The organism is Actinoallomurus acanthiterrae, assembly GCF_054775715.1.
In genome coordinates this window covers 5,184,435-5,209,834 of record NZ_BAAHCO010000001.1, presented here as the reverse complement: position 1 = coordinate 5,209,834, position 25,400 = coordinate 5,184,435, and the positions used below count along the sequence as shown (strand labels likewise).

Genomic DNA, 25,400 nt, shown 5'->3' with positions numbered 1-25,400 from the left:
GACCGGCATTCGCCGCTAAGGTGACATAACCGTGAGGCGTTGGCAGACCGTCCCCGATCAGTGTTCGTTGCGTGAGATCGGTCGAAGAGGAGCACCATGCGGGCGATGACCGTCGGGGCCGTACTCCAGGACGCGGCGGTACGGAGCAAGGCGTTCCTGTACGACGGCGACGACGCGATCACGTTCGCCGAGTTCGACGAGCTGACCGACCGGGTCGCGTGCGGGCTGCTGGCCCGCGGGATCCGGCGCGGCGACCGGATCGGGCTGCTCGGCCTGAACACGCCGGAGTGGCTGGCCGCGTTCTTCGGCGCGGCGCGGATCGGCGCGATCGTCGTCCCGCTCAACGTGCGCTACCGGAAACGGGAGCTGTCGTACATGCTCGGCCAGAGCGGCGCCCGGATGGTCATCTGCCTCGACCGCACGCCCGACTTCGACTTCGCGGCGTTCTTCGAGGGCTTCCGGCAGCGGCTGCCCCACCTCGGCGACTACGTGTTCTTCGGCAGCGGCTTCGCGGGCAGCGCCTCGTTCGACGAGCTCGCCGCGACACCGGCCGACGCGGCCGTGCTGGCGGCCGTACGCCCGACGGTGGTCCCCGAGGACCCGCTGATGATCCTCTACACCTCGGGGACGACCGGGCGCCCCAAGGGCGCGGTGATCACCCATCGCGGCATCCTCGCCTCGGCGGCGGCGCAGGCGGACCACTGCGGGATGAGCGACGGCGACGTCCTGCTCGGGCACCTGCCGTTCAACCACGTCGCCGGCATCACCTGCACGCTCATGGCCGCGCTGGTCAGCGGCGGATCGGTGGCGCTGCTGCCCGCCTTCGGCCCGCAGGCGGCGCTGCGCGCGATCGAGCGCCACCGGGTGACCTTCCTGGGCGCGGTGCCGACGATGTACGTGCTGATGCTCGGACGGGAGGACTTCGCCGACCACGACGTCTCGTCGGTGCGCGTCTGCCTGGCGGGCGGGTCGAACGTGGAGCCGGCGCTGGCCGGCGCGATCCGCCGGGGCTTCCCGGGGGCACGGCTGTACGGGTTGTACGGGCTCTCGGAGTCCTCCGGAGCGTGCGTCATCTCGCGGCCGGACGACGATCCCGAGACGGTCGCGAGCACGCTGGGCGTGATGATCGGCGACTTCGACGCCCGGGTCGTCGGGCCGGGCGAGGTCGTCCTCCCGCCGGGCCAGACCGGCGAGCTCCAGGTCCGCGGCGACTGCGTGACCGCCGGCTACTGGGACATGCCCGAGGAGACCTCCGAGGTCTTCCTGCCGGACGGCTGGCTGGCCACCGGGGACATGGTCGCCATGGAGCCGGACGGGCACCTGGTGCTGCGCGGCCGCAAGAAGGAGATGTACATCCAGGGCGGCTTCAACGTCTACCCGGTGGAGATCGAGAACGTCCTGACCACGCACCCGAAGGTCGCGATGGCCGCCGGGATCGGCGTGCCCGACGGGGTGCTCGGCGAGGTCGGCCGCTTCTACGTCGTACCGCGGCCGGGAGCCGAGCCGCCCACGGCGGAGGAGCTGACCGCCTACTGCCGGGAGCGGCTGGCCGACTACAAGGTGCCGCGCCAGTTCGTCGTCACCGCCGACGTGCCGCTGACCCCCGTCGGGAAGATCCACAAGGCCCTGCTCAGGGAGAGCCACCTGTCGAGCCTCGCGGAATGAGCCCACGCGGCCTGGACCGCGCCGGCGGATGGCGCGGCACCGCCCTCAGCGGATCGACGGCGAGTAGACGACCAGAATCTGCTCGGGTGCGTCGGCGACGCTGAACGCCGCGTGGCGGAGTGTCAGCTCGCCGCGGGAGGGATGCCGGACGTGTTTGCTGCCGGAGCGGTTCGTCGCGATGTCGTACCGGGGCCACCACGCGTCGGCTTCGGCACTGCCCGCGCGAAGTTGGGCGGCGAGCCGGGTGAATCGCTCGTCGCCAGGGTGCCGTCCCGCGTTCGCCCGTAGCCGCGCCAGCACGGACTGGGCCACGGTCGTCCAGTCGACGAGCACGTCCCGGGCCTCGGGGCGGAGAAACACCCACCGCGCCAGATTCGGCCGGGCGGTGTCCGGTGCGTGGGTGAGCCCGGGGAGCAGTTCGGCCGCCGCGTCGTTCCAGACGAGCAGGTCGGTGGTGACTCCGGTGATGTAGGCCGGAGCGGGCTCGAGGAGTGCGGGGATCGCGGCGACCTCGGCCGTCACGGTCTCGCCGCACTCCCTGGCGACGGTCCCGCCGGCCAGTGCCCGCAGGTGAGCGCGCTCCTCCTCGGTGAGCCGCAGGGCGTTCGCGATCGCCGTGAGCACCTGGTCGGACGGGTGCACGTCCCGTCCCTGCTCGAGGTACGCGTACCAGGTGGTGCTCACGCCGGCGAGGACGGCGAGTTCCTCCCGCCGCAGGCCGGGCGTACGCCGCCGGGACGAACCCGGCAAACCTACTTCGGCCGGGCTGGTCCCCTCACGCCGGGCCCGCAGAAACGCTCCGAGCTCCCGCCGCCGCGCAAGCGCCGCCGTGCCCTCCTTCTCACCGCTCATCCTGGTACTCCCCGTTCCACGACCACACGGCTCTGGATACCACGCCGCGCCGCGTGTGAACTCGGTGGCCATGAAGGCATGGCAAATGATCACACCCGACAGCGGCCTGCACCTCGTCGAGCTGCCCGACCCCCGCCTGCGCGGCGGTGGCGCGACCCTCGACGTCCTCGCCGCGCAGATCCCCGCCTACACCGACGTCCTCGTGGCGGGCGGACGCGGCGGGTTCCCCACGCCCATCGTGCTCGGCGCCGCCGGAATCGGCCGCGTGACGGCGACGGCCGACGACGTCTTCGGGGTACGGCAGGGCGACGTGGTCGTGGCCACCGGGCTCTTCCGGTCCGGACGCGTGGCCTGCCCGGAGGAGGCGCTGCTGAGCTGGACCGGCATCGGCGGCGACGGCCGCGCGACCCCGACCACCGACCGCATGCGCGACGTGTGGCGCGACGGACTGTACGCCGAGCGGGCGGTACAGCCGGAGCGAACGCTCGTCGCGCTGCCCGGCGCGGAAGCGTACCCGGCCGAACGGCTGGCGTTCCTGCCGTGGCTCGGCATCGCGGCGGAGGCGATCGACCGCGCCGAGGTGCGCGCGGGGCACACCGTCGCCGTCGTCGGCGCGACCGGTCAGCTCGGCACGGCGGCGGTGCTCGTCGCACTCGCCCGTGGCGCGGCGGCGATCGTCGCGGTCGGCCGCAACCGCGGCTCGCTCGACGCGCTCGCCGGACTCGACCCACGGGTGGTGCCCGTACCGCTCACCGGCGACCGCGGAGTCGACGGGCGGGCGATCGCGGCGGCCGTCGGACCGGTCGACGCGGTCGTCGACACACTCGGGGCGGTGCCGAGCCCGGACCCGACGATGGCCGGATTCGACGCGATACGCCCCGATGGGACCTGGACGCTCGTCGGCGGGGTACGGCAGGATCTGCCGATCCCGTACGGCGACTTCATGCACCGCCGGCTGACGCTGCGCGGGTCATGGATGTGCCGCGACACGACCGTGTCCGAGCTGTGGTCGATGATCCGCCGCGGCGTCATCGACCTCTCGGCGCTCGACGTCACGGTCGTCGGGCTCGACGACCCCGCGGCGGCGCTCACCGCGGCGTCGCGCTCACACGGACTACAGATCGTCGTCCTGATCCCCTGAACCCGGCGTGCCGGCTTTGCGCGCGAGGACGAGCCGGAACCGCGGGCTGCCGTCCTCGCGCGGGCCCAGAGCCGCCAAGGGGACCGTCGTCACCGTGAATCCGGCCGCCGTCAGGTCGTCGCGGACCGCGTGCAGCGGGCAGGTGCGGTAGTACATGACGAAGCGGGGACGCCACACGGCGTTGCGGACACGCATGGCCAGGTCGAATCCGAGCGACGCCCAGTACCAGCCCGAGGTGAGGGGTGGCGGTGCGCCGATCGGGAAGGCGAAGAGCCCGCCGGGCCGCAGCGCGCGGTACACCCCGGCGAACAGCGCGGGTCGTTCGGCGGGCAGGAAGTGCCCGAGCGCTCCGAAGCTGACCGCCAGGTCGAAGCCCTCGGCGAAGGGCAGGGCCCGTACGTCGGCTCGTATCCACTCGGCGTCCGGGTGTGCGCTCCGCCCCTGCGCGAGCATGCCGGCGCTGAAGTCGACGCCCGTGATCTGCCCGCGGCACAGGGGTTCGAGGACCCGCATGCCCGCGCCGGTACCGCAGCACACGTCCAGCCCCCGGTCGAACGGCGCGAGCGGGCGCAGCGCGTCGGCGGTCGCGTCGAGAACGCTCTCGGGGGTGCGAAAAGGCGTGCGGTCGAACTTCGGAGCGAGCAGGTCGTAGCCGCGCTCGACCGAGGACAGCGCCTGGATCGCCAGTTCGCGCAGAGACGGGCCTTGGGGCGAGAACACCGGCCAAGGGTACTTGACGTGCTGGTCAGCCGAGGGGCATCATCATCGCGATTCTGAGATCGTTCTCACATCGGAGCTTTCAGTGAGCCTGGTACGTCAGCCGGCCCGTCCCCTCGGCCGGATCCCCGAGACCTTCCGTGCCGATCTCGACGCGGCGGTCACGCCCGAGATCGAGGCACAGGTCACCGCCTTCGTCGAGCGGGCGCTCCGGCCGACGACTCGGGTGATCTACCTCGTGGGCTGTGGCGGCTCGTTGTTCATGTTCGGAACGATGCGCTTCATCCTGGAGCGGTCCCCGATTCCGACGCTGGCGCTGAACGCGGACGAGTTCATGCTGCGCAGGCCGTCCGCTCTGGGGCCCGACTCCATCGTGATCGCCGCCAGCACAAACGGCGGCACGGCCGAGACGGCGCGGGCCGTCCGCTTCGCCCGGGAGGCCGGGGCGCCGGTGCTGCTGGTCACCAAGGACCCGGAGAGCGTCGTCGCCAGGGAGGCGGCGGACCTCGTGCCGCACCGCAGTGTCGAGGCCAAGCAGGTGCTCCAGGGGCTCGTGGCGTACGCCCTTCTGAAGGCGCAGGGCGTCGCCGACGACTACGACGAGGCGGTGGCCGTCTTCCGGGGGTGCGCGGAGGCGTTCGAGACCGCCGTGCGCGAACTGGACGACCAGTTGCGGGAGATCGCGGCGGCGTTCGTGGACGAGCCGTGCGTGTACGTCCTCGGCTCCGGCCCCCTGGAAGGCGCGGCCCAGACCTTCGCCGCCTGCTACCTGCAGGAGATGCAGACCAAGCACGCGGTCGCCTCGGGCTCGGGCGAGTTCCTGCACGGCGCCTTCGAGGTCGTCGACGGCGACGTGCCGGTGATCGTGCTGCTCGGCGAGGACGACACGCGCCCGATGGGACAGCGCGCCATCGCCTTCCTGGAGCGCTACAACAACCGCAACCACGTCATCGACGCCGCCTCCCTGTCGCTGCCGGGTGTTCCGGCGGACCTGCGCGCCGTCGTCGGGTCGTTCGTCATGGCGAGCGCGGTCACCGCGCGGCTGGCCCAGCACTTCGAGGCGTTCTCGGGCCGCCCGCTGACCGACCGCCGGTACATGTGGAAGGTCGAGTACTGATGCGCCTCGCCGCCGTCGGTGACAACATCATCGACTGCTATCCGGAGACCGGGCAGATGTACCCGGGCGGCAACTGCGTGAACGTCGCCGTCCACACTGCGCGGGCCGGGGCCCGGGCCTCCTACGTCGGATCGGCCGGCCGGGACGAGCGCGGCGACCAGCTCGCCGCGGCCCTCGAGGCGGAAGGCGTCGACGTCTCGCGGCTGCGCCGTCCGGACGGGCCGACCGGTTACGCGACGGTCGTGACCGTCGGCGGCGAGCGTACTTTCGGGCCGTTCGACCGGGGGGTGGCGCGGTTCCGGCTCGACGACGATGACCTGGCGTTCGTCGCGGCCCACGACCTGGCGCACTCGAGCTACTCGGCGCAGTTGGAGCAGCAGCTCCCGGCCGTGGCGGAGCTCCTGCCCCTCTCGTTCGACTTCGACTCGCACACCGGCGACGACTACGCCGCCCAGGTCATTCCCCTTGTTACCTACGCCTTCTTCTCGGCCGCCCACCTGAGCGAGGCCGAGACCCGCGACCTCCTGCGCTGGGCCCGCGCCCGGGGCGCGCGGGTGGCCGTGGCGACGCGCGGCGGGGCGGGCGCACTGCTCTTCGACGGCGACGAACTGCTCGGCGAACCGGCCGTACCGGTCGACGTCGTCGACACGCTGGGCGCCGGAGACACCTTCATCGCTCATGTCCTCACCGGCCTGACCTCCGGCCTCGGACCACGGGAGACCCTCCGGCGCGCCTGCGCGCACGCCGCCCGGGCCTGCGCCTCCCCCGGCGCCTTCGGACACCCCAGGCCGATCAGCCCCGACCTGACGGCGCTCTCCGGGCGTGGGCGGCCGTGACCCCGCCCGAGCAGGCATTAGGGTCGAACGGCCTGATCCTGGAGGTGAGCACGCCGCCTCCGCCCGTACGAAGAAGGAACTCATCGTGGCGACTGACCCCGGACCCCGGGAACGCTCCACGCGGTCGCGGCCGAACATCAACGACGTCGCGAAACGCGCCGGCGTCTCCCGGGCCAGCGCCTCCCGGGTGCTCGGCGGATACGGCTACTCCAGCCAGGACATCATCGAGCGGGTCAACCAGGCGGTCCGGGAACTCGGCTACGAGCCCGACCGCATCGCCCGCACGATGCGCAGCGGCAAGTCCGACGTCATCGGCTTCGTCTGCGCCGACATCTCCGACGCCTTCTTCTCCAGCGCCATGCGCGGCATCTGCGACGTCGCACTCCGCGAGGGCTCCCAGGTCATCGTCATGAACACCGACGACCGGCTGAACCAGGAACAGCAGGCCACCCGCGTCCTACTGTCGCACAAGGTCGACGGCATCGTCATCACCCCGGCTTCGGTGCGCGAACACGCCCACATCGACGCCGCCACGCGGGCCGGCGTCCCCGTCGTCTCGCTCGACCGCCAGCTCAGCGACAGCGGCATCGACAGCGTCGTCGCCGACAACGAGGCGGCCACCACCGCCGCGATCGACCACCTCATCGGCCTCGGCCATCGCCGCATCGCCTTCCTCGGCTCGGTGCAGCCGGCGGAGGCTCCTACCCTCCGGATCGGCAAGGTCCGGACGAGCGTCACAGGCCCCTCCCGGCCGTCGCTGGAGCGCGTACGGGGCTACCTCCGGGCGCTGTCCGCGGCGGGACTCCACGCGGACCGCGACCTCATCGCCCTGGTCCCGCACGACGAGCCCAAGCGCCGCGAGCACGCGGTCGAGGCGATCCTCGACCTCGAACACCCGCCGACCGCGCTGTTCACCGCCGACAGCTACATGACCAAGAGCGCATTCGAGCTCCTGTCCGAGCGGAGCGTCGCGATCCCCGCCGAGATCTCCCTGCTCGGCTTCGACGACCTGGAATGGACCACGCTCGTACGCCCCCGGATCTCGGTCGTCGTGCAGAGGTCGTACGACATGGGCCGCGCGGCGGCCGAGCAGCTCTTCACCCAGATGGGCCGCCCGGTGGACGCGGATCGCCGAGCCTGCCGCACCGTCATCGCCGCCCGCTTCCTCGAACGCGAAAGCGTGACGGCGGTCCGCTGACTTCCGCCCCGCCGTCGCACCCTCCTGTCACACGTCGAACGCTCCCGGCACACCACCTCCCGCGTGCGAGATAGCCCTTTGGTTTGGAAGCCGCGGAGTCGAACCCACGTCCCATTCATTACGAGTTCCGGTACAAGTAGTTCAGCAACATCCGCCGAGGCAAGAACGACGACTTCATGTGACGTACGGCATACCCTCGGCGGACACGAGCACATCCCAGCACACGATGAGCAGAATGAGACCAGGTTTGGAGGCCACATTGGCCACCTTTAGACCCGTTGAGAGTCACCGGCAACAATGAGGAAAATCTGCTCACTTGAGCAATTCTTGCCGCATGAACTCAGCCATCTCGTCAGACGTTTCTTGTCTTTCCAGGAACCTTATGATCACTGCTCGCCCGTCGGGCGTACAACCAATCAAATCTGGAGCGCTATTCTTCTCTTGGGCAAAACCTTCGCGCATGAGAAACTTGACGAAGCGGCGAGCGAGTGGAACATTACGCCCAGCGACTCCGCGTTGTTCGATGCCTCGCCTTTGACGCCAGGTCTGCTCAATAAGATATCTGCATATCTTGAGAAGGATATCAAAGTCTCGAGAATATGAGTACACATAATATGGATCAATGGGATCGGTCTTCGCGCCGCAATATTTGAGATACCCGATAAGCTGCGACCCCTCAAGCGTTTCAACGCCATTCTCTCCAGAAATCAGAGCGTTAGACCCCTCATAAAGATCCGTAAAGTCCCCTTCAAGGCAATCGAATTGACTGATGTCACAGTCAATCATCAGTGCGCCCGAAAAATTCGCCTTCGCTGCACGAACGCTACGAAACACACACCCATCGAAAACAGAATTTGAAAAGTCTGTACTATCGAGTACGCAGTTACGGAAATCAGTCTCTACAAACTCCGAGTCGCGCATCCGGAGTCCCGACAGGTCATGCTCTATGGACGTACTGCCAGCCAGGGCCAGGCCTTCGATTACCGTCCCCCGAAGGTCAAGACCAGGACCCGCGATCCGTGTGAGCGCGTCACGAGCATTATTAATACCAGGCAAGGCAAGGAGCCCATCCCATAGCAGAGATAGTATTTGAGAAAGGCCTGTGTATAGCTCCCGATTCCTCCATCGTGCGGCGAGTTCTTGGACCGCCTCGCTTCGGCGTTCTATCGGCATAGTAGCCGCAAATAGCCGCATAGAATCAGTGATAGGTATTCTAGCCTGAAGAGGCTTCCCGCTCAGATGCGCCTCAATGAGATTTTCTACCAGCAGAAATTCGCGTAGCGAGTTATGCGAGAACTGCCAATGATACTTCTCGCGAACTACCACCCGAGTCAAAGTTGAAGAGGAACGAAGGTCGTCGAACAGCGCTTCGACGGCATCGATCTCTCCACCCATGCGTCGTCGATTAATGACGTAAGCATACTTTTGAACGATGAAGTCTCGGAAAGCATGCTCATCGATATCTCTAAGACGCCTATCTGTAAGAAAGAATGCAAGATCGCCGAGAAACTTCCGACGTTCAGAGGGAAGCAGCTCTGGCGTTCTATTATGATCTCGCAACATAAGCTTATTCAAGACAAGGTCAAAGATTTGCCATTCCGTAAATCGCTCGCGCGAGGACATTGCCTCCGAGGCATCCGACTTCAGTTCTCCGACAACTTCCAAAAGATAGCTGACAATGACAGGCTTCCCCGACAGAGAGATTGAGCGTTCCTTGCTGTCCGCCCTAAACACTCTATCAAGAATACCTATTACCGTTTTTGCCCCTACCGGATCGTCTGACAGATGCCGTTCGACAAGCTGCTTCGTTTGTTCGGGCGTCAGGTCATTCAACTGGCGTTCTTGCCGATGAAGGACGAACCCGTCAAGCAGCGAATCGACCTTCTTTTCCTGATCGAGCACCTTCCGGTCTATCTCTGTGACGTTTGATCCTAGCGTGAGCTTTTTGTAAAGGACATCGAATACTCGGAGCTCTTCGGCCTCAGTGAAATAATTCGGCCGACTTGTCAATATTCCTCTAGCGCCATCTCTAGCGAGTTCCGCCAAAGCCTCGAGGCAAGTTCTACGCTCTCGCACGTTGAGGTATTGGGCCATCTCATCATAGCCATCAAGGAGCAGAATGACACGACCATTAGCGATCATGCTTTCCACAAACTCGATAGGCAAATGACCGAGATCATTCCTATCGAGAAAATGATGAAGAAGTCCGCGTGCGTCGAATTGTCGACTGAAGTCGCGTAGTTCAATTCTAAATGGCAAGGGTGTACCTGTTCCTTCGGCGTACTTTTGAGTCCACCGCCGAAGAAGCATCTGTGTGAGCGCAGTTTTACCGGTACCGTACTCACCTACTACCACAAGCCATCGATTGTCACTATGTTGACCATTTCGCCATTCGGTGATATATCTTGTAGCCCCATGTTTCCCGTATGCATCTTTTAGCAGCGGCTCTTCGTAAACCTCACTTAGCTGTTTCAAGTCCCGACTCAGATCCGAGGAATCACCGAGAACGAGCTGAACATATGGCGCCGTCTTCTCAAAGTTACGAAAAAGGTCGTCGTATGTGAAAGTTAGAATACCCGCTTGACTTGCACGCTCCTTAACTTCCGGAGTGAACCCCTTGGACGAAACAATCAGCCGCTGGGCACCCGGCTCATTCCGAAACATTTCTAGCTTCGTTAGGTCCTTTCCGTACTTACTAGTGTCGACATACTGCACCGTGACTTCGATATAAGTGTTCGTGCGCCCCAGTCCCGATCGGCTACTTGCGACGAGGTCGATCTCTGCTCCGTGGTAGTGGATCGGCCCTTCAATGTCATATCCATTGGCCTCGAAAAGCCACCGCACCGCATTGGGAAGTGTGCTTTCAGTGAACTCATCGGACATTCGCAACACCTTGCTTGGGAGGTTCGAGACCGGGGGAAAGCCTGATCGTTCGCGAAAGATATGATCATACCCGCCCGAGCACTGCTATGGGAAGGTCGATGCGGTTCCGCCCGATTGATCCAGGTTGGCTTTCGCAAGATGATCGACGGGCATCTACCTTGCAGGGCGATAAGGGCTGCCCGAAATACGGGCCCTGGTGAGGTACAGCCTGACTTATCAGGGGACTTATGGTTCCAGTTGCTTACATGCCCAGCGATCGCCCGCGACCGAAATATGCTGCTGACAGGTTCGTGTTCGCCAACACGGCTCTCTACATAGTCGCTGCCATGTCCACAGTTATGCCAAGGGCTGGGCTGACCGCCATACTCGCTCGAAGCTATCTACGTACGTGCTGGCCATGTCCCCCATGCTGGACATTCCGAACGTGGAGGACGGGTGCATTAGAGGCCGTGACGCCGTCGTGCGTGTTGACAAGGACGTCGTCATCGACGCGTTAGAGCGATGCGTACAAGATCGTCTGGTGTAGCCCGACACCGCCCAGGTCTCGAAGAGATTGGTATAGCACGATGCTGTTTCGGATCTTGGCTGCCATCGCCTCGTCCACGCCTTCGGTAGCTCCGCGTTCGGCAACGTGCGGGCTGTCCGGGTTGCCGAGCGAGATTCGTACGGGGACGCCGGCGTGTGCTTTCTCCGCAAGGATGCGAGTGATTCCCATGTCCTCAGCGAGGAACCGCCCGATCGGTCCACGTCGAGACTGGGACGCCTTGGCGGATCTCCTCCGCGCCGCCGGTCTCCCGCACTACCGCGTATATGCCGCCCGCCGCACGGCCGCGACGAGGCGTAGCCCTCGTCGTGGTCCAGGAGATCTTGGGTCACTCCGACTTCGCGTCACCTGCGGCTACACGCACGTCGCCTCGCCCCTCGTCTACGACGCCGCCCAGCGCATCGGACGCGCGCTCTTCACGGCGAATGAGACCGAGAATGAGACCAAGAACGACGAAGGGCGCCTCTCTGAGGGAGAGACGCCCACGTCACAGACGAGCCGCCTGTCGGAATCGAACGGACGACCTATTCATTGCGAGTTCCGGTAGGAGATGTTCGAGCTTCAACGACACGGATTCAACGGAGCCGGATCACTTCGCCCGTTGGCTGCTCATCCCTATAAGCGTCGCTGAGTTGCTTGGCCCGCCTCTGGAGGTCGGTGACAAGGTCACGCCATCGCCAAGCAGCTCCCCGTCGCCAGTAACTCTTTGCCGCTCCGGGTTGCCACCTCCGGAGATCTTCTAGCTCGGAGGTGATCGTCGAGACGTCAGGAAGTCGATGCTCAGACCATGACTGGTTACCGTGCAGACGTTGATGGATCTCATACAGCCGGTGCGCCGAACGGTAGTAGTCCAACTGGACATCCGTGAACCGACGAACGGCGTATCCACCGCATTTGCCGCACCAGTCGAAGTCGTCTCGCGCGAGAAGATCAGCAAGGGCGATGCGATCATAATCAGATGTGATGGCACGGTCGCGTATGTGACCGCAGTAGGGGGAATGTCCTTTGCCGGCGACCGCAGGGTCCGCGTTGGTCGTATAGACCTGTACGTCGGCCAGCACGCCGAGTGGCACACCGATTCCTCTCTCCCAGCGTTCGATGGCATCTTCAGGTCTGAATGGAGCCAAGTCGACATGCTCCGCAGCCAACACGGCATACCACACCTTGCGTGGAATAGCGCTCGAAGTACGATCACGTCCATCGTCGAGATCGCGTAGATCATCGACGCTCCGCACCATCGCGAGGCAACGAAGCGCTCGATCTCGTTCCGCGTCACCCGTTCGAGGTGAACTCAAGAGGGAGGCGAGCACCTCTTCTCCCGCAGCCACTCCCAGTCGGTGGCCGAACCCGGGATGATCGGAAACTTGACGCCGACCGGCCTCCGCCTGGTCGGCGGCCAAGTCGGAACACGCGTTGATCTTTTGTCTCCACGGGTCCATCAACGACGCGGGCAGGTCCGAAGCGCCTGCTATGAGTACGCCCCGCCATCCATCGGCACATCGGTTCTCAATAACGGTCAACGACAGGATCTCGACTCCGCTCTCCGCAGAGAAGACGACATAGGGTTGGTCCACGAAACCACGTGTCGCACGGAGTGTGCGCAGATGCGCCACCGTGACAGGGCGCCGTTCGGAAACTGGTGTGTCGTCGAGAACTCCAGGAAGCAGTGGTTCTGCGGGCTCGCGAGTGGTCAGCGAGGCACGGGTCCGCTCGATGTCTGAGTCGGCGCACGGCGAGCAGGAGAGACCCGATCGCCCTTCGAGCAACCGAGTAGCGATCACGCGCGGGACACGGAGCAACATGGCACGTCCGCCCCAGTCCGCCTTAACCGTGTACGACGCGATGACTCCGAGTTCCCACTGACTGAGCTCGTCTCGAAAATCGGCCGGTCTCTCTCGTTCGCCGTCATCGGACGGCACGTTCACGAGAACCAGCTCCCCAGGCTGATTCTCGTCATTGTCGACCCTCGCCTCTGCCTCATTAACCCAGGCGGAGATCAACGCCTTCGCTCGGGCCAGTAGATCGTCCCGTCCCTTGCGCCTGTTCCCCAGCGCCTCCGTGAGGTCGTAAGCGAGGAAAGCGTGCTCTCCGGGACCGACCCATCCATCTGAGACCGCGTTCTGCCAGCGCCGCCACAGCCGCTGGAGCAACGACTTCACTCGGGCGACATCTCCAAGAACGCAGAAAGCCGGATCGTCGGCGGGGAAGTCGGGTTCGGGCGACTGGGACACGGCCGAGACAACCACGAGAGCTTCAGTCCGTACGAGCTGCGCTGCCTGCTTCCGCAGCATCTCGACGTGTTCGGCCTTCGATTCCAGCCGCTCACGAGCCCAATCTTCCAGCCACGGGTACATAGTGACACCATGGAGCGCCCGATGGAGACTCTCCGCCGCTCGACTCCATTGGGCGAAGATCGAGTCACGCAAAGACCGAGCCGCCTCGAAAACCGCAAAACGTTCGTCGTCCTCATCATCCTCCGACGGCCATTCGCCGAGGCTGAGCAGCGCCGCCGTCTCTTCCACTTCCTGCTCGGTCCACTCCTCGTCGGCTTCCCCAGCACCATGTGAGTTGAGCTCGTAGAGCAGCCCTAGTCCGGTAAGAGATGCGAGGAAGATCCCGAGCGCAGTGTCCGGCCGCGCCCATGTTCCCCACTCAGCACACTGCCGACACATGCGGCCGATCGCAACTGAGTCCAACGGAACCGTCAGCGCCAGGACGTTATCGGTCCGCAAGGAAGAACAGGTTTCCCCAGAATGGAGCCGCGCGCTTTTCCCCTTGGCCGCATAGACCGTGATGGGTGCCCCTTCGAACGGACCGAGCGGGACATCGACGGTCAACACGAACTCGGACACAGCGCCTCCCCGACGATCACAGCGGAGCCGAGTCTAGGGCACGCGAACGACAATCCACTATCGGTTCGGCCGATTTTTCAGCATGTAAAGCACTCGTAGCGTGACGACCTCGTACGCAACCCAGACGCTCCTCACAGGCGCGTCGCCGCTCATGCACTAGACGAGTACGCTTCACGGCCGATTTATGGCCTGACCGTTATCTCTTAACCTGTCACTTCTTTTCGCAGCACGGAACCATGAAGCTCAACCCTGGCCCCTTTCCGGCATTCGGGATTCACCGGTGAGCCCTGCGAGGCCGCCCACGGCCAGTCCATCGGCGACGTTGAATTCGAGGCCTTCTCCGCCCGGCCAGGAAACCGCCCGGCCCGCCGTGGCGGTCCGGGCGCGGCGGTTCATACGTCGAACTCGACGCCCTGGGCGAGGGGCAGCTCGCCGGAGTAGTTGATCGTGTTGGTGGCGCGGCGCATGTAGCCGCGCCAGGCGTCCGAACCGGACTCGCGGCCGCCGCCGGTCTCCTTCTCGCCGCCGAAGGCGCCGCCGATCTCGGCGCCGGACGTGCCGATGTTGACGTTGACGATCCCGCAGTCGGAGCCCTCGGGCGAGACGAACAGCTCCGCCTCGGCCTGGTCGCGGGTGAAGATGCTGGACGACAGCCCCTGCGGCACCGCGTTGTTGAGCGCGATGGCCTCCTCGAGACGCTCGTACGGCATGACGTACAGGATCGGCGCGAACGTCTCCTGGGCCACGATCGCGGTCTGCTCCGGCATCCGGACCAGCGCCGGTTCCGCGTAGTAGGCGCCCGGCGCCTGGTCCGCGAGCCTGCGCCCGCCGCCGATCACGAGCGTCCCGCCCTGGGCGACGGCGGCGTCCAGCGCACCCCGCATGGCCTCGTACGCGCGCTCGTTGATGAGCGGCCCGACCAGCGTGCCCGGTTTGAGGGGGTTGCCGATGGGCAGCCGGCCGTACGCTTCGGCGAGACGGTCGACGAGGGTGTCGATGACGTCTGTGTGGGCGATGACACGGCGCATCGTCGTGCACCTCTGGCCCGCCGTCCCCGCTGCCGAGAACACGATGCCGCGTACGGTCAGGTCCAGGTCGGCCGACGGGCACACGATGGCGGCGTTGTTCCCGCCGAGCTCCAGCAGGGAACGCCCGAAGCGGGCCGCGACGCGCGGCCCGACCGCGCGGCCCATCCGGGTCGAGCCGGTGGCGCTGACCAGGGCGACGCCCGGGTGGTCCACGAGCGCCTCGCCGACCTCCGGGCCGCCGATGACGACCTGGCTCAGGTGTGCGGGCGCGCCCTGTTCGGCCGCGGCCCGGTCCAGCAGGGCCGCGCTCGCCAGGGCGGTGAGCGGCGCGAGCTCCGACGGCTTCCACACGACCGGGTCGCCGCACACCAGCGCGATCGCGGTGTTCCACGCCCACACCGCCGCCGGGAAGTTGAACGCGCTGATCACGCCGACGACGCCCAGCGGGTGCCAGGTCTCCATGAGGCGGTGGCCGGGCCGCTCGGAGCTGATCGTGCGCCCGTACAGCTGGCGGGACAGGCCCAGCGCGTAGTCGCAGATGTCGATCATCTCCTGGACCTCGCCGAGCGCCTCAGATGTGATCTTCCCGACCTCCAGGCTGATCAGGGCGGCGAGGTCCTCCTTGTGCTCGGCGAGCAGTTCGCCGAACCGTTTCACCAGCGCACCCCGTACGGGCGCGGGCACGCGGCGCCAGGCGAGGAACGCCTCCCCGGCCCGCGCGACGGCGGCGTCGACGGCACCCGCGTCGACCCAGGTCGCGGCGGCCAGCCGTCCGCCGTTGATCGGCGAGGTGGTCGCGACCTCGGCGCCGAGCGCGTCCACGTCCACACCACAGCGCTTGGCGGTGTCTCGCGTCAGCGCGGCCAGTTCCTCGGCGCCGGGCAGCGTGGTCACCATCAGGGTTCTCCCTCTCGTCAGACGATGTCGCGTTCGGGCCTGGCCCCGGTACGGGCGAAGTGGCGCGCGTCGAAGCCGGAGACGCCGACGAACGGCTCCCTGCCACGGTAGAGGTCGCGGACGACCTCGCCGACCGCCGGGCTCATCGGGAACCCGTGGCCGGAGAAGCCGGTGGCGTGGATGAACCCGGCGAGGGCGGTGCCGATGTTCGCGTTGTGGTCGGGCGCCACCTCGTACCGGCCCGCCCACCCGCGACCAGGCGCCGTCAGCGACCAGGGCCTGTCTCGAAGTCCCGCTGTCCTACTGCGCGTCGCCCAAGCGTTCGGCGAGGAGCTGGGCGAGGTGGACCCCCTGCCGGGGCGACAGGTCGGCGATCTGCGTGCGGCAGGAGAAGCCGTCGGCGAGGACGACCGTCTCCTCGTCCGCGTCGCGGAGCGTGGGCAGCAGCTGGTGTTCGGCCACCGCCACGGACACCTCGTAGTGGCCCTTCTCGACGCCGAAGTTGCCGGCCAGTCCGCAGCAGCCGCCGAGCCGCCGCACGTCCGCGCCCGCTTCCTTCAGCAGCCGGGCGTCCTGGTCCCAGCCCATGACGGCGTGGTGGTGGCAGTGCGGCTGGGCCACCACCGTCGTCCCGTCGAACGAGGGCGGTCGCCAGTCCGGCGTCTCGGCCAGCAGCTCGGCCAGCGTGCGGGTCCGCTCCGCCACCGGGGCCGCCACCGACTCGTCGAGGAGCTCCAGCGCGTCCGAGCGCAGCACCCCCGTACAGGACGGCTCCATCCCGACGATCGGCATGTCGGCCTCGGCCAGCTCGGCGACCGTACGGCCCAGGATCTTCTTGGCCGCGTCGAGCTGGCCCGTGGAGATGTAGGTGAGGGCGCAGCACTGGCGGCGTTCGCTGATCTGCGGCACGTAGCCCGCAGCCTCCAGCACTGCGACGGTCGCGCGGCCGACCTCCGGTGCGAAGTGATCGGTGAACGTGTCGACGAACAGCATGACCGGACGGCCCTCCACCGGGCGCTCGCCGCGGGTCCGCTCGAACCACTCGCGGAACGTCCGGGGCGCGAACTCGGGCAGGTTGCGCCGCCGGTCGACCCCGGCGACCGCGAGCGCCGCCCGTCGCAGGCCCGGCACCCGCAGCGCGGCGTTGACGACGCGGGGCATCCGGCCGGCCAGCCGCGCCCAGAGCGGCAGCCGGCCGAGCGAGTAGTGGGAGGCCGGGCGCAGCCGTCCCTGGTAGCTCTGGTGGAGCACCTCGGACTTGTACGCGGCCATGTCGATGCCGGTCGGGCAGTCCGAGGCGCAGCCCTTGCAGGACAGGCACAGGTCGAGGGCCTCGTGGACCTCCGGCGAGCGCCACCCGCCGTCGACCAGCGAGCCGTTGACCATCTCCTGCAGCACGCGGGCCCGCCCGCGCGTGGAGTCCTTCTCCTCCCGCGTGGCCAGGTAGGACGGGCACATGACCCCGCCGGAGGCGGTGTTGTCCGCGCGGCACTTGCCCACGCCGGTGCAGCGGTGCACCGACTGGCCGAAGTCGCCGCCGTCGTGGCGGTAGGCCAGGGCGAGGTTCTTCCGTACGGGGCGGGCGGCGGGGACCCGCAGGTCGGCGTCGACCGGGCGGGGCCGCACCAGCACGCCGGGGTTCAGCACGTCACCCGGGTCGAAGATGCCCTTCACCCGGCCGAATAGCTCCATGGCCGCCTCGGAGTACATCAGCGGCAGCAGTTCGCTGCGGGCGCGGCCGTCGCCGTGCTCGCCGGACAGCGAACCGCCGTAGCCGGCGACCAGCCCGGCCGCCGCCTCCAGGAAACCGCGGAACCGCTGCGGCCCCTCCGGCCGGTCCAGCGGCCAGTCGATCCGGATGTGCAGGCAGCCGTCGCCGAAGTGCCCGTACGGCAGGCCGGTCACGCCGAACTCGCCCATCAGCGCCTCGAAGTCGCGCAGGTAGCGGCCCAGCATCTCCGGAGGCACCGCCGCGTCCTCCCAGCCGCCGTGCGCCGGCAGCCCGGCGGGGCTGCGGCCGGACAGGCCCGCGCCGTCCTCCCGGATCCGCCACAGCGCCGCGGCCCTTGCCGGGTCGGTGACGACGAGGGCGTCGTCGCGGCCGGCGGCCACCCGCCCGGCCCGCTCGAGCACCTCGGCCTCGTCGTCCCCGGCGACCTCGACGAACAGCCACGCGGCCCCGCGCGGCAGCGGCGGCACCGCGCCTGGGCCCCGCCGGGTGCGCACCACGTCGACGATGCGCGCGTCGATGCCCTCGCAGGCCGTCGGCAGGTGCTTCAGCACGGTGGGCGCGGCGTCTCCGGCGGCGGCGATGTCGTCGTAGCCGAGCACAACCAGGACCCGGTGCGCCGGGTCGGTCACGAGCGTCACCGTCGCCTCGGTCAGCACGGCAAGGGTGCCCTCGCTGCCGACGATCAGGCGGGCGACGTCGAACCGCCGCTCCGGCAGCAGGTGCTCCAGCGCGTAGCCCGACACCTGTCGCCCGAACCGGCCGAACTCCGTCCTGATCGTGGCGAGGCTCGCGTTCGCCAGCTCGTGCAGCGCGGTGAGCTCGGCGGGGGCGCCCGCCCCCGGCTCGCCCAGCCGGGCCGGCAGGTCGAGCGCCGTGCCGGTGCCGGTCACGGCCTTGAGGGCCGCGACGTTGTCGGAGGTACGGCCGTAGCCGAGCGTGCGGGACCCGCACGCGTTGTTGCCGATCATGCCGCCGATCGTGCAGCGCGTGTGGGTGGAGGGATCGGGGCCGAACCTCAGCCCGTGCGGGGCGGCCGCCCGCTGCAGCTCGGCCTGGACGACGCCGGGCTGGACGACCGCGGTCCGGGCCTCGGGGTCGACGTGCAGCACCTTCCGCATGTGGCGGCTGAAGTCCAGCACGAGCCCGGGGCCGACGGCGTTGCCGGCGACCGACGTGCCGGCGCCGCGGGCGGTCAGCGGGATCTCGTGGCGCGCGCACAGCTCGACCGCGGCGGCCACGTCCTCGGCCGATCGGGGCCGGGCGACCAGCAGCGGGGGAACCCGGTAGAGCGAGGCGTCAGACGAGAACGCCGACCGCGACGTGGAGTCGGTGAGCACGTCGGTGAGGCCGCGTCGCCGCAGCTCGGTCGCGAGGGTGGCAGCCCGATCCATGAGTAGCATGTTACATGCGACCTCACCGCGGGAGCCCGCAGCCCCTGGTCAGGACTGGTCGACGATGGAGGCCCACAGCGCGTCCACGTCGACGGGCTCGCCCTGGGCCCGGGCCGCCTGCCGGGCCAGGATCAGGCCGGTGTTGGTCAGGTGCGCCCGCATCGCGCGTACGGCGGTTTCGGCGTCCGCGGCGGCGACGGCGGCCACGATCGGCTCGTGCTCCTCGTGCACCTGCCGGAGGGTGCGGGACCGGTCGTCGGTCGACGTGCCAAGGATGCGCATGGTGTCGCGCAGGCCGCCGACGATCGCCCGGGCCCGGCTGTTGCCCGCCGCGACCAGGATGTGGTCGTGCAGGGCCTGGTCCAAGTGGAAGAACAGCGTCTCGTCACCGGCCTCCATCGCCGCGGCCATCTCCGCCATGGTCACGCCCAGCGACTCGGTCAGCTCGGTGGGGTCGCCGCCGGCGACCCGGTGGACGGCGGGCAGCTCGAGCGCCAGCCGTACGCCGAAGATCTCGACGATCTCCCGGGGGTGCGGCAGCACGACGCGGAAGCCCCGGTTGCGCTCGACCTGCACCAGACCCGCGTCCGCGAGCCGCAGCAGCGCCTCGCGCACCGGGCTCCGGGAGACGTTGAGCTGCTCGGCCACCTGATAGACGGAGTAGAGCCGGCCGGGGACCATCGCGCCGGTGTGCACCGCCCGGCGCACCTCGGAGATCACCTGCTCGGCCAGCGACCGTGACGCGTGCGGCAACGGCTGCAGCTTGAGCTCGGTGTGCTCGCGGGTGGGCGGCATGCTCGCATGCTACCCACCTGAAACCGACCGTGATCGTCCGTGGACCTCGATCAAGGTCATCTTCTCATCGCGGGCTCCGATCGGAGACTGCGTACATTTTTCGCGAACTTATGCAGAGATTGCAGTATATTGTCAAGAATTACTCAAAGATCGGATGTCCTTGACTCTTGTGATGGGCGTCACTCTGCCTGAGAGCGCTCTCAGTGCTGCGGGCGCTAACGCCTCTGCCCCGCCTTACGCGCAATGCCCCGCCTTCCACCCCGCCAGGTGTGGCCGGACCCGCATGGCGTGCGGTCCGCAGACCTTCCCGTTAGGAGGGGACAGGGCGAGGCCACCCATCCGCCGGCGATCAGGGAGAGGGTCTCCGGCGCGATCGGGTGGCCTCGCCTCGGGCCCAGGCTCACCTTCTTCACCTTGCACGATCCCCCATTCCCCGCAAGGAAGGATCGCGTGAATGTCAGCCCGCGGAAGATCCGTACCGTTCCTGTCCATGCTCGCGGCCGTCGCGGCGCTGCTCGTGCCGATTACGGCCACCGGAGCCCGCGCCGCCGCGGCCTGCATCCCGTCGGGCACCGACGCCGCCATCAACGCCGCCCTCACCCGGTCCGGCTCGGCCGCCGTCCTGTGCCCCGGGGCGGTCTTCACCCTGAGCGACTCGATCCGATTCACGGCCCCGAACCAGCGGATCGAGACGCAGGGCCTGCCCACCGACGACAGCCGGGCCACCCTCAAGCTGTCCGGCTCGCTCACCACGGCGATCAACGGCACCGACCAGTCCGGCGTGACGGTGCAGAACATCCAGATCGACGGCGGACGGCCCACGCTCGGCCGGCTGGACGGCGGCGCCCTGATGGAGATGGGCGCCTCGGGCACCGGCCAGACCGTCCAGAACGTCTACGCGCACGACACGCGGAGCTGGTCGACGCTGCACTTCATCGAGGGCACCGTCACGAACAGCACGCCGGCCTGCCAGGGCGCGAAGATCCTGAACAACACCATCGGCCCCGCGGGCACCGACACCCCGAGCGGCACGTGGGCCGACGGCATCTCGCTGGCCTGCGGTAACAGCACCGTCCAGGGGAACACCGTCCAGGACGCCACCGACGGCGGCATCGTCATCTTCGGCGCGCCCGGCTCCTCGGTGAAGAACAACACGATCACGGCCACGACGCGCACGCTGCTCGGCGGGATCAACCTCGTCGACTACGCGCCCATGAACGGCAACTACACCGGCACCACCGTGACCGGCAACACGATCGACGCGCAGAGCGCCTTCATCAAGGTCGGCATCGCGATGGGCCCGCAGGTCTGGGGCTGCGGAACCGGTACCAACTACGGCGCCTCGGTCACCGGCAACACGCTGCGCGGCGCCCACATGGGCTACGGCTACGCCGTCAACGGCGTCCGCGACTGGACCGTCACCGGCAACGCCGACAGCTCCATCCATGTCGGCACGCCGAACGCCGGCTGCGGCGGCACGGTGTCGGCGCCGGGCCGCTTCCAGGTGCAGTCCGCGACCTCCAGCACCCTGCAGCCGGAGTTCACCAGCGCCCAACTGACGTACGTCCTCGGCGTCGCCGAGCACCCGCCGACGGGTCAGGTGATCAGCCTGCGCGCCCACGCCAACGGGGAGTACGTCACGGCCGAGAACGCGGGCACGTCCGCGCTGATCGCGAACCGTACGGCCATCGGGCCGTGGGAGGAGTTCGACCTCATCCAGGACTGACGGGTTTCGGGGTGGCCCCTCGTCCAGGGGCCACCCCGGAGGGTCAGCCGTTCCAGACCTGGAAGCTGGAGATCTGGCCGGCAGGCCATCCGTTGTTCGCCGTGACGTTCAGCCGGAAGTACCGCTGCGCCGTCGTGATGGGGATGGTGACCGTGTTGTTGCTCGACGGGTCGAACGTGTAGTTCGCCGACGACGTGACCGTGGTGAAGTTCGAGCCGTCGGTGCTGCCGAGGATGGACAGCGTCTGGGTGCGCGCGCCCCAGGACGCCGGCAGTTGCAGGACGATCCGGCTCGCGCTCTGGGCGGAGCCGAGGTCGACCTGGACCCACTGCGGGAAGGCGTTGTTGGCGCTCTCCCAGTAGGTGTTCTGGTCGTTGTCGGTGACGTTGCTCGACGGGTAGACGTCGGTGTGGCTGGACTCGCTGGTCGGCTTGCCGGCCGCGAGGTCGGTGGATGTGGAGCCCGTGCCGGTACCGGTGAGCGCGACGGTGGTCGGGCTGTTGGTCGCGTCGCTGTGCACGGTGAGCGTGCCGGTCCGCGTGCCGCTCGCCGTGGGCCGGAAGCTCACGTTAACGGTGCAGGACGCGCCGGCGGCCAGTGAGCTGCCGCAGTTGTTGGTCATGGAGTAGTCACCGGAGGTCACGACGGAGGACAGCGACGCCGCCCCCGTGCCGGTGTTGCTGATCGTCACGGCCTTCGCCGCGCTGGTCGTGTTGACCGCCTGGTCGCCGAAGGTGAGCGAGGACGGGTCGGCGCTCAGCTTCCCGGATCCGGGCGAGCTGCCGCCGCTGGGGTAGACCTCGAGTTCGGAGGCCTGGCCCGCGGGCCAGCCCGAGTTGGCGGTGACGTTGACGCGGACGTAGCGGGCGTCCGTGGCGGGGGTCGGGATGTTCACCACGTTGGTCGGCGAGGTGAAGGTGTACGTCGCGGACCCCACGGCGGTGCTGAAACCGGAGCCATCGGTGCTGGTGAGCACCGAGAGGGTCTGCGTACGCGTGCCCCAGGAGCTCGACGGCGGGAGCTTCAGGGTCACCTTGCCGACGGTGTACTGGGCGCCCAGGTCGACCTGCAGCCACTGCGGGAAGGAGCCGTTCGCGCTCTCCCAGTAGGTGTTGGCGTCGCCGTCGGTGGCGTTCGCCGCCGTGAAACCGCTGTTCACCTCGCTGCTCGCCGAGGCCGGCTTGCCGCGGGCGATGTTGGTGTCGGTCCCGATTCCGCTGCCGGTGAGGGCGACCGTCGTCGGGCTGTTGTTGGCGTTGCTGGTGATCGTGACGTTGCCGGTACGGGTGCCGGACGCGCTCGGGGTGAACTTGACGGTCACCGTGCAGGAGGCGCCGACCGCGAGCGTCGAGCAGTTGTCGGTCTGGCCGAAGTCACCGCTCGCGGTGACGCCGGAGATCGTGGCCGAGGTGGTGCCCGTGTTGGTGACCGTCACGACCTGCGTCGGCGCGGAGCTACCGACGATCGTTCCGGCGAAGGAGAGGGCGGCCGGGTCGGGGCTGAGGATCGGCCCGGGTGCCACGCCCGTACCGGACAGTGGGACGGTGTTGGTGACGCCGGACGCGGTGATGGTGAGGTTGCCCGTGCGCGACCCCGTCGCCGTCGGCGTGAACGTGACGCTGACCGTGCAGGACGCGCCGGCGGCGATCGAACTTCCGCAGTCGTTGGTCTGGCCGAAGTCGCCGCTCGTGCTGATCGATCCGACCGGGGCCGCGGCGGTGCCGGTGTTGGTGACGGTGACCTTCTGCGCGGCGCTGGACGAGCCGGTGGCCACCGAACCGAAGCCGACCGAGGTCGGGCTGATCGAGATCTGGGAGCCGTTGTCCGGCAGGTACGGCGGGAACGTCGGGTTGGTGATGTTCTGGCACGCCGTCGAGCCGAAGATGCCGGAGTTGCCGCCGCCGTCGGTCAGCGTGAACCCGACGCCGCAGTTGTAGACCGCCGCGGGCGCCTGCGTCCCGGTGGCGGTGCTGTTCGTGATCTTGACCGAGCCGCCGACCTGCTCCTGGACGACCCACGTTCCGGTGTTCTGGATGGTCGCGTTGTTGATGGACACGTTCGTGATGCTGGAGCCCGAGACGAACTGGATCGCCTCGAACGGGCTCTGCTGGATGAGGATGTCGTCGACGTTGACCTGGCCGCTCATCGCCGCGTCCCGAGCGTCGAACCACAGGGCGCCGACGCCGAAGTTCCAGTTCGGGTCGAGGCTGCCCGACCGGATGATCGTGTTGCGCAGGACGTCGGTACGGCCGAGCGTCGTCGAGGAGAAGCGCTGGGCGACGTGGATGCCGCCGCCCTGGGTGAGGCCGGCGTCGATGACCCGGTTGTCGGCGACGGTGTTGTCGTGGCCGCCGTAGATGGCGATGCCGTTGGCGAGGATCGGGTACTGCACCGTGTCGTGGTCGAAGGAGTCGTTCGCGTCGGCGTTGGTGTCGGACCAGGTCGCCAGGCCGTCGTCACCGAGGTTGCGCAGGTCGCTGCCCGTCACCTTCGACCCGGTCACGCCGTCGTGGAAGTTGATGCCGTCCGCCGTGGTGTCCCGGATCCGCATGCCGCTGAAGGCGAGGTTGGACATCGGCCCGTCCATCCAGGCGCCGACCTTCTCGTGCTCGATCCAGACGCGGTCGACGGTGGAGTTGCTCAGCGCGCCGCCGATGCCGTTCACCTGGGCGCCGTCGTTGCGCTCCTGGACGTCGCCGAAGATGGCGAAGTCCGCGAGATGGACGCCGCTGCTGCCGTTCGGCGCGTAATTGCCGTAGAAGCCGGGCGCCGCGCCGACGACGGTGGAGCGCCACATGCCCGCGCCCTTGATCGTGACGTTGTCGAGGATCAGGTGGCCCGGGATCTTGAAGGTTCCCTCGGGGATCCAGACCGTGCCGCCGGACCCGGCCGCGGAGATCGCCGAATTGAACGCGGCGGTGGAGTCCGCGCCGCCGGTCGGGTCGGCGCCCTTGCTGGTCACCGAGACCGAGCCGGACGGCTGCGACAGGGCGCCCGCGACGTTCTCGAAGTCGGCGAAGTCGACCGTGTACGAGGAGGCGGTGTCCCCCGTGTCGACCTGCAGCCGGAACTTCGTGCCCGCCGGGTACGTCGTCGAGAACAGCCGGTGCGCCTCGTCGTAGAAGTGGTGCGGGTTGCTCCCCGGCGTGTTCGTGAACGGGTAGCCGCCGTAGTACCAGCTGTACGCGTTGGTCAGCGTGAAGTCGCTCTGCTTCGTCCCGTTGACGTAGAAGGACAGCGGCGCGGTGTAGACCGAGCCGTTCGAGCTGTCCGGGATGCTGTAGCGGAAGACGATCGAGTTCGTGGCGACCGGGGTGGTGAACTCGACGTACTTGCCGCTTCCCTGCAGGGTCACGGCCTTGCGGTAGGAGGCCTCGGCGGGAAGCGTGTTGTAGGCGGCGCTCGGGCCGATGACCGTGCCGTTGGTGGCGGAGTTCTCGGCCTGGACCTCGACGTACGGCAGTGTAGCGCCGACACCGCCCTTCGCGGCCGCGCCGGCCGGACTCGCCGACACCGTGACGATGCCGGCGGCGGCGAGCGCGGCGCTGAGGAGGATGCGGAGACGGGCCCCGCGTCTGGCGGGCTTTCGGGACATGGCTGCTCACTCTCGTGAGGCCCCATGAGGTCACGGACCTGGAGGGGTCCGCTCGTCTCGCCGACGTGACGGGGCGGAGGCGGCGAGACGGCACGCCGGAGCGGGCCCCGGCATCGGACCTCGCCGTACGGGCCGGTGCGGTCGCCCGGCACGCGAGGTGGTCCGGATGGAGGGCCGTGAGGGGGCGGGGTCGGATGGCGGGGTGAGGCGTGTTACAGGGACGGTAACTCCCTTGACACCTCAGCGCAATAAGCAAACAAATCGCTGCATCTTTCGCTCAGAGTCCAGAAAAACAACGACTGCCGGACGGGCCACATCGCCTGATCGCTCCCGGCACGTCCCGCTCCGGGACGCGGGTTGACGGTCGTCAGTGGCGGTCACGACGATGACCGGGGGCTCGCGCGCCGGTGTGCGCCCGGCGGCGGAGAGAA

15 protein-coding genes are annotated in these 25,400 nt (G+C 67.9%); 6 read left to right on the top strand and 9 right to left on the bottom strand.

The window, feature by feature from the left end:
* The first annotated feature begins 96 nt into the window (after nt 1–96).
* Nucleotides 97–1,665: a class I adenylate-forming enzyme family protein gene (locus ACYVF7_RS24755; protein WP_460345114.1), complete on the top strand. Its 1,569-nt coding sequence runs from the start codon at nt 97–99 to the stop codon at nt 1,663–1,665.
* Between the two features lie 45 nt (nt 1,666–1,710).
* Here the strand turns inward: ACYVF7_RS24755 and ACYVF7_RS24750 are convergent, their stop codons facing one another.
* Nucleotides 1,711–2,517 carry a helix-turn-helix transcriptional regulator gene (locus ACYVF7_RS24750; protein ID WP_460345111.1) on the bottom strand — a complete coding sequence of 269 codons (807 nt, stop codon included), beginning with the start codon at nt 2,515–2,517 and terminating at the stop codon, nt 1,711–1,713.
* 85 nt (nt 2,518–2,602) lie between these two features.
* Between ACYVF7_RS24750 and ACYVF7_RS24745 the strand changes: the two genes are divergently transcribed.
* Nucleotides 2,603–3,658 (top strand): zinc-binding dehydrogenase, encoded by a 1,056-nt coding sequence (locus tag ACYVF7_RS24745; RefSeq protein WP_460345108.1) that lies wholly within the window; start codon nt 2,603–2,605, stop codon nt 3,656–3,658.
* Here ACYVF7_RS24745 and ACYVF7_RS24740 read toward each other — a convergent pair.
* On the bottom strand, nt 3,632–4,378 hold the full coding sequence (locus tag ACYVF7_RS24740) for a class I SAM-dependent methyltransferase (protein ID WP_460345105.1): 747 nt from the start codon (nt 4,376–4,378) through the stop codon (nt 3,632–3,634). The genes ACYVF7_RS24745 and ACYVF7_RS24740 overlap by 27 nt on opposite strands.
* 82 nt (nt 4,379–4,460) lie before the next feature.
* Between ACYVF7_RS24740 and ACYVF7_RS24735 the strand changes: the two genes are divergently transcribed.
* The 3 genes from ACYVF7_RS24735 to ACYVF7_RS24725 all read left to right on the top strand — a co-directional run bounded on the left by ACYVF7_RS24735 (nt 4,461) and on the right by ACYVF7_RS24725 (nt 7,526).
* Nucleotides 4,461–5,492 carry an SIS domain-containing protein gene (locus ACYVF7_RS24735; protein WP_460345102.1) on the top strand — a complete coding sequence of 344 codons (1,032 nt, stop codon included), beginning with the start codon at nt 4,461–4,463 and terminating at the stop codon, nt 5,490–5,492.
* Nucleotides 5,492–6,328 (top strand): PfkB family carbohydrate kinase, encoded by an 837-nt coding sequence (locus tag ACYVF7_RS24730; RefSeq protein ID WP_460345099.1) that lies wholly within the window; start codon nt 5,492–5,494, stop codon nt 6,326–6,328. The genes ACYVF7_RS24735 and ACYVF7_RS24730 overlap by 1 nt, the downstream gene beginning before the upstream one ends.
* 85 nt (nt 6,329–6,413) lie before the next feature.
* Complete coding sequence (locus tag ACYVF7_RS24725; RefSeq protein ID WP_460345096.1) at nt 6,414–7,526, top strand: LacI family DNA-binding transcriptional regulator; 1,113 nt, start codon at nt 6,414–6,416, stop codon at nt 7,524–7,526.
* A gap of 312 nt (nt 7,527–7,838) precedes the next feature.
* Here the strand turns inward: ACYVF7_RS24725 and ACYVF7_RS24720 are convergent, their stop codons facing one another.
* The 6 genes from ACYVF7_RS24720 to ACYVF7_RS24695 form a co-directional block, all read right to left on the bottom strand.
* On the bottom strand, nt 7,839–10,409 hold the full coding sequence (locus ACYVF7_RS24720) for an NACHT domain-containing protein (protein ID WP_460345093.1): 2,571 nt from the start codon (nt 10,407–10,409) through the stop codon (nt 7,839–7,841).
* A gap of 1,119 nt (nt 10,410–11,528) precedes the next feature.
* A complete protein-coding gene (locus ACYVF7_RS24715) occupies nt 11,529–13,805 on the bottom strand; it encodes a hypothetical protein (protein WP_460345090.1) in 2,277 nt (758 codons plus the stop codon).
* Nucleotides 13,806–14,197: 392 nt separating this feature from the next.
* Nucleotides 14,198–15,730: an L-piperidine-6-carboxylate dehydrogenase gene (gene amaB / locus ACYVF7_RS24710; protein WP_460345088.1), complete on the bottom strand. Its 1,533-nt coding sequence runs from the start codon at nt 15,728–15,730 to the stop codon at nt 14,198–14,200.
* 17 nt (nt 15,731–15,747) lie between these two features.
* The gene (locus tag ACYVF7_RS24705) at nt 15,748–15,999 is read right to left on the bottom strand and encodes an FAD-dependent oxidoreductase (RefSeq protein WP_460358095.1); all 252 of its coding nucleotides are present in this window, start codon (nt 15,997–15,999) and stop codon (nt 15,748–15,750) included.
* A gap of 31 nt (nt 16,000–16,030) precedes the next feature.
* Nucleotides 16,031–18,853 (bottom strand): FAD-binding and (Fe-S)-binding domain-containing protein, encoded by a 2,823-nt coding sequence (locus ACYVF7_RS24700; RefSeq protein WP_460345085.1) that lies wholly within the window; start codon nt 18,851–18,853, stop codon nt 16,031–16,033.
* Between the two features lie 48 nt (nt 18,854–18,901).
* A complete protein-coding gene (locus ACYVF7_RS24695) occupies nt 18,902–19,648 on the bottom strand; it encodes a GntR family transcriptional regulator (RefSeq protein ID WP_460345082.1) in 747 nt (248 codons plus the stop codon).
* A 490-nt stretch (nt 19,649–20,138) separates the two neighbouring features.
* Between ACYVF7_RS24695 and ACYVF7_RS24690 the strand changes: the two genes are divergently transcribed.
* Nucleotides 20,139–21,374, top strand: a complete 1,236-nt coding sequence (locus ACYVF7_RS24690) for a right-handed parallel beta-helix repeat-containing protein (protein ID WP_460345079.1) — start codon at nt 20,139–20,141, stop codon at nt 21,372–21,374.
* Between the two features lie 43 nt (nt 21,375–21,417).
* On the opposite strand, the gene ACYVF7_RS24685 is transcribed toward ACYVF7_RS24690, so the two are convergent.
* Nucleotides 21,418–24,969, bottom strand: coding sequence for a choice-of-anchor D domain-containing protein (locus ACYVF7_RS24685; protein WP_460345076.1), 3,552 nt, complete (start codon nt 24,967–24,969; stop codon nt 21,418–21,420).
* Nucleotides 24,970–25,400 lie beyond the last annotated feature (431 nt).